This is a genomic window from Longimicrobium sp., assembly GCA_036389795.1.
Taxonomy (GTDB): domain Bacteria; phylum Gemmatimonadota; class Gemmatimonadetes; order Longimicrobiales; family Longimicrobiaceae; genus Longimicrobium.
Map to the genome: position 1 here is coordinate 82,246 of DASVWD010000115.1, position 9,141 is coordinate 91,386.

At 71.6% G+C, this 9,141-nt stretch carries 9 protein-coding genes; all 9 read left to right on the forward strand.

What is annotated here, in order from left to right:
• Nucleotides 1-86 precede the first annotated feature (86 nt).
• The 9 genes from VF746_15695 (at nt 87) to VF746_15735 (ending at nt 8,489) form a co-directional block, all read left to right on the forward strand.
• Entirely contained in the window at nt 87-1,307 is a 1,221-nt protein-coding gene (locus tag VF746_15695) for a hypothetical protein (protein HEX8693865.1), read from the forward strand.
• A gap of 320 nt (nt 1,308-1,627) precedes the next feature.
• Nucleotides 1,628-2,116, forward strand: coding sequence for a hypothetical protein (locus tag VF746_15700; protein HEX8693866.1), 489 nt, complete (start codon nt 1,628-1,630; stop codon nt 2,114-2,116).
• A 22-nt stretch (nt 2,117-2,138) separates the two neighbouring features.
• On the forward strand, nt 2,139-2,621 hold the full coding sequence (locus VF746_15705; GenBank protein ID HEX8693867.1) for a TspO/MBR family protein: 483 nt from the start codon (nt 2,139-2,141) through the stop codon (nt 2,619-2,621).
• A 52-nt stretch (nt 2,622-2,673) separates the two neighbouring features.
• Nucleotides 2,674-3,246 (forward strand): 2OG-Fe(II) oxygenase, encoded by a 573-nt coding sequence (locus VF746_15710; GenBank protein ID HEX8693868.1) that lies wholly within the window; start codon nt 2,674-2,676, stop codon nt 3,244-3,246.
• Nucleotides 3,247-3,458: 212 nt separating this feature from the next.
• On the forward strand, nt 3,459-3,863 hold the full coding sequence (locus tag VF746_15715; protein HEX8693869.1) for a hypothetical protein: 405 nt from the start codon (nt 3,459-3,461) through the stop codon (nt 3,861-3,863).
• Nucleotides 3,860-4,627: an ABC transporter ATP-binding protein gene (locus tag VF746_15720; GenBank protein ID HEX8693870.1), complete on the forward strand. Its 768-nt coding sequence runs from the start codon at nt 3,860-3,862 to the stop codon at nt 4,625-4,627. Before VF746_15715 ends, VF746_15720 begins: the two co-directional genes overlap by 4 nt.
• 18 nt (nt 4,628-4,645) lie before the next feature.
• Nucleotides 4,646-5,143 (forward strand): hypothetical protein, encoded by a 498-nt coding sequence (locus tag VF746_15725; protein HEX8693871.1) that lies wholly within the window; start codon nt 4,646-4,648, stop codon nt 5,141-5,143.
• Between the two features lie 30 nt (nt 5,144-5,173).
• Nucleotides 5,174-5,575 (forward strand): hypothetical protein, encoded by a 402-nt coding sequence (locus VF746_15730; GenBank protein HEX8693872.1) that lies wholly within the window; start codon nt 5,174-5,176, stop codon nt 5,573-5,575.
• 214 nt (nt 5,576-5,789) lie between these two features.
• The gene (locus VF746_15735) at nt 5,790-8,489 is read left to right on the forward strand and encodes a DUF5916 domain-containing protein (protein HEX8693873.1); all 2,700 of its coding nucleotides are present in this window, start codon (nt 5,790-5,792) and stop codon (nt 8,487-8,489) included.
• The last annotated feature ends 652 nt before the right edge of the window (nt 8,490-9,141 follow it).

The window sequence follows — 9,141 nt, forward strand, 5'->3', positions numbered from 1 at the left end:
CGGCCGCCTGGGACGTTCTGGAAGGTGGCTCCCGGCCGCCCGTGCACGGCCCCGCTCCCGCTGACCCGACGAACCGCCGCTGCGCCATGTTCCAGCCCCCCCGCCCCGCGCGGCGCCACGGCCGCCCGCTCCTCGCCGCGCTCGCGTGCGGCGCGCTCCTCTCCTGCTCCGACGGGATCGGCCCTCCCGGCCCCGACCCCGACCCGCCCGTCGCGGCGGCGCTGCAGGTCGCCCTGCGAGACCCGCATCCGGGGGTGGCGGGGTACCCGTTGCCGGACGTCGTGGCCGTCCGGGTCGTGGACGCCCAGGGACGGGGGGTTCCCAACGCCGCGGTGCACCTCTCGGTGACGTCCGGCGGAGGCTCCGTCTCGCCGGCGGCGGCGGGCACCGACGCGAACGGGCGTGTGACCGCCATGTGGACCCTGGGCGGCGAGGGGGCGCAGACGGCCCTCGCGCGCGTGGAAGGGCTGGTGCCCGTGGAGCTGCGCGCCCGCATCGTCCCGGTGCCCGAGACCGCCCGCCCGATGCTCGGGGCGCTGGCCGGCCACATCGCGTCGACCATCTCCCGCCTCGAGCAGAGCCTCCCCCTGAACCCGCAGTCCGCCTCGTACATCCAGGCCAGGATCGACCTGCTGCGCACGCCGGGGCTCGGGGGAGACATCGTCGAGGCCGGGCGGTACGCCGAGGGACGCATCGCCGCGCGGTGGGGGAGCGTCCCCGTCACCGCCGTCTTCCCCGCGGAGAACATGCGGGCGGAGGCGTTCGACGCCCTCCGCTTCGCCGAGTCCGCCGTCCCGGTCGTGGAAGGCTTCCTCGACACGCCCTTCCCCACCCCGAGCGTGCGCATCTGGTACGGGTTCGGAATCGGCAGCAGCGGGGGAGGGGGCACGCTCAACCTGGAAGACCGGGGGACGTACGAGACCCGCACGCCGGCGACGCGCCTGCCGCACGACGCCATCACCGTCCACGAGCTGTCGCACAGCTACGTGGCCAACGAGTCGCTGACCCAGTTCCTGGAGCTGTACGGCTACAACGTGCTCCGGACGGGCACGGCGGACGTCTCGGCGTGGACCTTCACGCGGGGCTGGGTCCCCGGGCGCGACGCCAACGCGGACGTCCACGCCCTCCTGGACGTGTACCAGATGATCGGCCCGGCGGCGATGGCGGCCGCCTACCGCGCCGCCCTGCCGCTCCGGCCGGCGTACGGACAGCCCCTTTCCGCGGCCGTCCAGCAGGTCTTCGTCGATGCCGCCCCCGCCGCCGTGAAGTCGCAGGTCGCGGCGAAGATCGCGAGGGTCAGCTTCTGATACCGGTCTCCGAAATCGATGTGCATTACAGAAGCGGTGTCATCCCGAGGCCGGCCAGACCGCCGCCGCGTTGGCGCGAATGGCTGCAGGCCGAAGGATCCATGGCCCGCGTTGCGAAGATCCACGCAGTGCAGGCCATAGATCCTTCGGAAGCGTCCAGGCGCCGGCGTGGACGCGAGGATCGGCGGACGCTTCCTCAGGATGACATCTTCCTTGCTTCCGTACGAGATTGCGCCATCGATCGTGGAATCCGGTATGAGCCGCGCTTCGGGCGTCGCCGGCCACCGGTGACGGTTCGAACGGGGAGGAGAGGGCGACGCATGGACCTGCATCCCTACGACGGCGTCGAGCGGCGCTTCCACCACGCGGACGCGGACCGCGACGCCGGGCTCGAGGTCGTGGCCCGGGTGCTCCATCTCCCCGCGCCGCCCCCGCCCGGCGGAGTCTTCTACGACCTCTCGTTCTACAGCGGCGGCATCGGCGTGCTCGACAGCCTCGCGATCACGCTCCCCGCCGACCCCGCCACCTGGGACGGCGTCATCGCGTCGGTAGGGGCGAAGTCGCCCGAAGAAGCGAGCCGGGACGCCGATTGGGCCGCTGAGCTCGCGTGGCTTCTCACCGGCGAGGAGATGCCGGCCGCTCCTCGCGAGGCGGTGGTCCGGTTCATCAACCGCGAGCGGCGCGAGTTCCAGTCCGAGTGCCTCCCGGCGAGCCGCATCCTCTTCGCGGACGGCAGCGGCGTGAACTACTGGGAGGCGCTATGGGGCGACGACGCCACGCTGAACTATCTTCGCTACGACCAGGGCTAGGCATCGCGCCGTGACGCATCCAATGCCGCTCGCGCTCGCCGCCTGCCTCGCCGCGGCGGCCCTGGAAGGCGTCTTCGCGGGCCGGGGCGTCAGGGAGCGCTTCGCCGAGCTGCGCATGCCGCGCTTCTCGCCGCCGCTCGCGGTGTGGATCGTGATCGGCGCCGCGTACTACGTCGTCTGCTTCGCCGTCCTCTACCGGCTGCTCCTGCTGCCGCCGGGCCGGACGCGCGCGGCCTGCCTGGCGCTGATCACGCTCGTGCTCCTCGCCAACGCCTTCTGGAACTACCTGTTCTTCCGGCTCCGCAGCCTGCGCCTGAGCTTCATCGCCTCGATCGCGTACAGCCTGGCCGCGCTCGGGCTGCTGGCGCTGCTCTTCGGGCTGGACCGGGTTGCCGCGTGGTGGTTCCTTCCCTACGCTGTCTACCTCCTGTACGCGAACGCGTGGGGGATGGCGCTGCTGCGCGCGAACCCGCCCGGTGCCGCGAAGGGGTCGTCCGCCGCCTGACCGGCGGACGCTACGCCTCGTCCATCCCGTCTCCACCCTGCCGACCCACTTGATGATCGACCTCCTCGAAATCGAGAACTTCCTCGACGCGGCCACCCGCGCCGATATCGTCGCGGAGCTGGAGCGCGCGGGCGGCGCCCCGGCCACCGTGCTCGGCGCGGAGGCCGGCGGCGTGGTGCACTCGGCCGTGCGCAGGACCACGCGCGTGGCCGTCTCGCCGGAGACGCGCGCGCTCGTCAGACAGCGGCTGATGGAGCGCAAGGCGGAGATCGAGGCGCACTTCGGCGTGGCCGTCACGGAGGTCGAGGAGCCGCAGTTCCTCCGCTACGAGACCGGCGACTTCTTCGTCCCGCACCAGGACGGCAACACGCCGATGGTGTGGGACGACTCGCGCTTCCGCCGCATCTCGGCCGTCGTCTTCCTCAGCGCGCGCTCCGACGAGCCGGAGCCGGACACCTACGGCGGCGGCGCGCTGGTCTTCCACGGGCCGTACGCCGCCCCGGAGGCGCGCGTCGCCGCGAGCGCCGCCCCGGGCACGCTGGTCACCTTCCGCGCCGAGACCACGCACGAGGTGACGCCCGTCACCCACGGCGTGCGCTACACCATCGCCACCTGGTTCCGCTGACGCCGCCCGCGATCGAGCCCCCGGCCCGGTCCGATCGTACCTCGGGAGAGATCCAGCGCCCGACATTCCGCCATCCGCTTTAACCGAATTCTGTCCGAGGAGCCGTTGCCGGCGGCGGAGGACCGGGCCTACCTTCGAGCCGTATCCTCGCGATCTCCCCTCCGCGCCTGGACGCCGGGCCGCCGGACCTCCTGCTCGTGGAAAGCCGAACCATGTCCAAGCCGGGCCCCTGGCTCGTGGCACCCTTCCCGGGCGTCTTCTTCCGGCGCTCCGTGGCGTACTGGGTGCTGGTCCACCTGGTGCTCGCGATGCTGCTGGTGCTCAGGGCCGCGGACTCCGGGCGCTCCGTGGAACCCGCGGCGCTCCTCCCCGGCGGCAATCCCCTCGCGGTCGTGGTGGTGGTGGCGCTGGGGCTGCTGGAGGCGCGCCGCCGGGACGAGGACCTCTTCCTGGCGAACCTCGGCTACGGCCGGGCCACGCTGGCGGCATACCTGGCCCTGCCGGCCGCGGCGCTGGAGGCGGCCTTCACGCTGTGGCGGTTCGGCGGGCCCGCGCTGGCCGCGTACCTCGGGTTACCGGCCACGGGGCTGCGCGCGGCGCTCACGGCGTGGCGATGACGCCGGACCCCGTCCTAGTGGCCGACTGCATCGGGAAGCGGTTCGGGCACCGGCAGGTGCTCTCCGCGGCCACCCTGCACGCCGAGCGCGGGGTGGTGACCGCGCTGGTGGGGCGCAACGGCTCGGGGAAGAGCACCCTGCTGCGGATCATGGCGGGGCTCCTGGCCCCCGACCACGGCGTGATCCGCTACCGGGGCCGCGCGTACGTGCGCACCCGCCTGTTCCGGCTCGCCCGCGAGGGGCTCTTCCTCCTCCCGGTCGACCGCTGCACGCTGACCCGCACCCTCACGCTCCGCCAGCACCTGGCCGCGCTGCGGCGCCGCTTCGCCACCGCGGGCGGGGACGAAGTCGCGGAGGAGCTCCGCATCGCCCACCTCCTCGACCGGCGACCGGAGAGCTACTCCGGGGGCGAGCGGCGGCGCGCCGAGCTGGCGCTGGCCTTCCTTCGCGCCCCCGAGTGCCTCCTTGCCGACGAGCCGTTCCTGGGGCTCACCCCCGCGGACACCGAGGCGCTGGTGGCCGCCTTCCGCGCGCTCGCCCGGCGGGGCGCCGCCGTGGTGCTCACGGGGCACGAGGTCGCCTTCGTCTTCGCGGCGGCGGACCGCGTCACCTGGATCCACTCGGGGACCACGCGGCTGCTCGGCACCCCGGAGGAGGCGGAGCGCGACTGGTCGTTCCGGCGCGAGTACCTGGGCGTTGGGCCGCGCTGGGGAGCCGGGCCGGGCGCGCCGGTTCGTCCCGCCGCCGTACCGACTGATTCCTGATCTCCAGGGGAGCACGAGATGGAAGACTTCGGAGTCCGTTTCCAGGTCGACGACGCCAGCCGCTTCGACAGTCTCCGCAAGCTTTTCTACGAGCTGAAGAAAGACAAAGACGGCGAAGCCTTTCGCGATCCGGGGGAGTGGGTGGGCCTGGTCCCGGACGAGGCGAAGGCTCACTTCAGCTGGCCCACGCCGCAGGAGCGCGAGGAGTGGCTGCGGCGGAGGCGCTCGACTTCGATCTTCATCCCGGACCCGTCCGAGCAGCTCAGCGCGCAGTGGGACTTCTTCCGCGTCTTCGAGACGGTCGAGGAAGGAGAGTACGGGCTGCTCAGCTGCGAGATGACGGATGGGACCACGGCGGAGATGCACATCGATCCCTGGTCGTATCCGTACGGCGGCGTCGGGCCGTTCATCGCGCTCGCGGAGGCGTTCGGCTTCCGGGTCGTCGGGCTCAACGAGTACGGCGAGTATCAGAGCCGCGAGGAGCTCCTGGCGAAGCGGACGCCCCGGAAGCCGTGATGGGGGATCTGGAATGATCGGAGAGGCGACGTGCTTGAAGACTACGCGGGCTCGACCTTCCAGCCGGGGCAGGTGTGGCGCTACCGCGCGCGCCCCGGCGAGGAGGACTCCACGCTCACCGTCCTGAAGGTCGAGACGCACCCGGAGCTGGGCGTCATCGTCCACGTGGCCGTGAGCGGCGTGCGCGTCCGCAACCCGCTGGCTCCGAGCGGCTACGCGGGCGAGATCGGCCACCTGCCGTTCGCGGAAGAAGCCGTGCTCGACAGCGTGACCGACCGGGTGCAGGGCGGCGCCCCGACCGGCGCCGGCGAGGAGGGCTACCGGGAGTGGCGCCGCGCCTTCGACGCCGGCGAGGGCGGCGTGTTCACCACCAGCGTCGCCGAGGCCGTCGGGTTCATCGAGCAGGCGCTCGGCCAGGGAGGAGCCGGGTAGGGGACGCCCTCTCCTTCGCCAGCCTCGCGCGCGGCGAAGGAGAGGCTTGACGGCGCACATGGGTGCTAATAATCTAGCACTGTGCTATAAAGATAGCACGCGAGACCCGGCCGGCGGCACGCGCTTACAACCTTCCGCGCACATCGCTCATCGAAGGCGATGTTCCGCCGGTGCGGCCCTCCTCCAACGCTCGACGCCCATGTCCCCCTCCCGCTTGTCCGCAGCATCCCTGGCCGCCCTGCTGGCGCTCGCCGCGCCCGCGGCCGCGCAGAACGGCGCGCACCCCGCCGGCGCCACCCCGCGCATGCAGGCGGTGGAGCGCACCACGCCCATCGTGCTCGACGGCGTGCTCGACGAGGCGGTGTGGCAGGGCGGGACTCCCGCCACCAGTTTCGTGCAGTTCGAGCCCGACGAGGGGAAGCCCGCCACGCAGCGCACCGAGATCCGCCTGGCCTACGACGCCGAGGCGCTGTACATCGGCGCGCGGATGTTCGACTCGCTGGGCGCCCGCGGGGTGACCACCCGGCTGGCCCGCCGCGACCAGAGCACCGAGTCCGACAACGTGCAGTTCGTCTTCGACACCTACCACGACCACACCGGGCGCACCGTCATCCAGATCAACCCCTCGGGGGTCAAGTACGACGCCGGCCAGGCCTCGCCGTCCGCCGACCCGTCGTGGGACCCGGTGTGGACCGCGGCCACGCGCATCGACTCGCTGGGGTGGACGGCCGAGCTGAAGATCCCCTTCAGCCAGCTCCGCTTCCCGCGCGACAGCATGCAGACGTGGGGGATGCAGGTGTGGCGCTACGTGCAGCGGCTGAACGAGACCTCCATGTGGAGCCCGTGGGGGAGGCGCGACCAGGGCGGCCCGCAGCGCTTCGGGCACGTGGAGGGCTTACGGGCGCCGAGGAGCCGCGGCCGCATGGAGCTCCTGCCGTACGTGCTCAGCCGCGCCCGCTACGTGACGCCCACCCAGCCCGGCAGCCCCTTCCAGCAGGACGCCGACTACGACGTGCGCATGGGCGGCGACGTCAAGTACCAGCTCAGCTCCACGCTCACGCTCGACGCCACCATCAACCCCGACTTCGGCCAGGTGGAGGTGGACCCGGCGGTGGTGAACCTCTCGGCGTTCGAGACCTTCTTCTCCGAGAAGCGGCCCTTCTTCGTGGAAGGCAGCGGCCTCTTCGGCTTCGGCGACTTCTGGTGCATCAACTGCTCGAACGTCTCCTCGATGACGCTCTTCTACTCCCGGCGCATCGGCCGCTCGCCGCAGGGGCTGGTCACCCGTGGCGACGCGGAGTTCGTGCACACGCCCGAGAGCAGCACCATCCTGGCGGCGGCGAAGGTGACGGGGCGCACCCGGGGCGGGCTCCAGGTGGGGCTGCTGGACGCGGTGACCCGCTCCGAGCGCGCGCTGGTGCAGGACACCCTGGGCGGCCGCTTCACCGAGGAGGTGGAGCCGGCCAGCAACTACTTCGTGGGACGGGTGAAGCGCAACCTGCGCGGCGGCAACCTCACGGTGGGCGCCATCGGCACCTCGGTGATCCGGCGCTTCGACTCCGACGCGCTGGAGCGGCGCCTCCCCGGCCACGCCGAGGCGGTGGGGGTGGACTGGGAGATGTGGTGGAAGAACCGCACCTACCACCTGCTGGGCAACTTCGCCGTCTCGAACACCTCGGGCGACTCGCTGGCCATCCTGCGGCTGCAGCGCTCCTCCGCCCGCTACTTCCAGCGGCCCGACCGGGTGAGCGGGGGCAACGCGCTCTTCTCGGACGTGCTGGACGCCTCGGCCACCGCGCTGCGCGGCTACGGCGGCTACCTGCGCATGGCCAAGGACGCGGGCGACTGGCAGTGGGAGGGCGCCGTCAACTACCGCAGCCCCGGCTTCGAGGTGAACGACGCCGCCTTCCTGACGCGGGCCGACTACGTCTGGACGCTCGCCAACGTGATGCGGCGCTGGACCACGCCCACGCGCCTGTACCGCAACTGGCTCGCCATCCTGGGCGGGCAGTCGGAGTACAACTTCGACGGCGACCGCACGGCGGCGCAGCTGCACTTCTTCACGGGCGGGCAGAGCGCGAACTACTGGAACTGGGGCTTCTACGCGGAGCTGTACCCCGAGACGAACGACGACCGCCTGACGCGCGGCGGCCCCGTGGTGCGCGAACATGGCGGCCGCCTGCTGCACGGCCGCGTGAGCACCGACGCGCGCAAGCCGGTGGTGTTCTCCACCGCCCACGACTGGTTCCACTACGCCGACGGGGCGTACTACTACGGGGCGAACGCCACCGTGCGCGTCAAGCCCGCGACCAACGTGCAGCTCTCGCTGGGGCCCTCGTACTCGCGCCAGAAGTCCACCACGCAGTTCGTGCTGCGGCGCGACGACCCCACCGCCACCCACTTCATGGGGCAGCGGGCGCTGTTCGCCGACCTGGACCAGAACACCTTCTCCATGAACACGCGGCTGAACTGGACCTTCACGCCCACGCTGACGCTGGAGCTGTTCGCGCAGCCGTTCGTGTTCGCCGGCGACTACTCGCGCTTCAAGGAGTTCACCGGGCCGCGCACCACGGAGAAGATGGTGTATGGCGAAGACTTCGGCACCCTCTGCTTCGACGAGGCCGCCAACCGCTACACGGCCGACCCGAACGGCGACTGCGCCGCGGAGGGCACGCGCTCCGCCCAGGCGTTCTCGTTCGGCAACCCGGACCTGAACTTCCGCAGCTTGCGCGGCAACGCGGTGCTGCGCTGGGAGTACCGGCCGGGCTCCACGCTCTTCCTGGTGTGGCAGCAGCAGCGCGCCGGGGCCATGCCCTTCGGCGACTTCGACTTCGGGCGCGACGCCAACGCCATCTTCCAGCAGCGCCCCGACAACATCTTCGTCATCAAGGCCAGCTACTGGATCGGGCGGTAGCGGCGCGGAGGCGGAGCCGATCGACAGAAGCCGACAGCGGAGCGGGGCGCCACCGGACCAGGTGGCGCCCCGCTCGCGTGTATCCGGGAAAACAACAGGCCTCATAGGCCTCATACCGGATTCCAGGAATCAGCGTGCAATCCGGTCCTCTCGCGAACCATGTCATTCCGAGCGGCGCCGCAGCACCGATCCGGATTCCACACCTCAGCTGGGCGGCGCCCGAGGAATCTGCTCACCCCGCCCGGACGCTGGCTCCGTGCATCGGTCCGGCCTCCTGCCGGCCGCGGGTAGATTCCTCGGGAGCCCGGCCGACTTCGGTGGCGAACGCGAGCTCAGCGCATCGGGCTCCACTCGGAATGACAGCTTCCCAATGCACAGCGAATCTCGAAAAACGGTATCACGCAGAGTCGGCAGCGTCCGCAGAATCGGCAGAGAAACCCCTCCGTCAACTCTGCTGACTCTGCGTGAGCCTTGCCGTTGTTCGATCGTGTGTCAGCGCCGTCTCTTCCGGACCAGGGTGCCGCGGCAGCCGGCGGCGCCGCAGCGGCACGGGTAGCGCCGCTTCGCCGCCGGGGTGTGGCGCTCGGGGAGGACGAACGCGTAGTCGTAGGCCAGCTCCTCGCCGGGCTCGATGTCGCGCAGCGCCTCGATG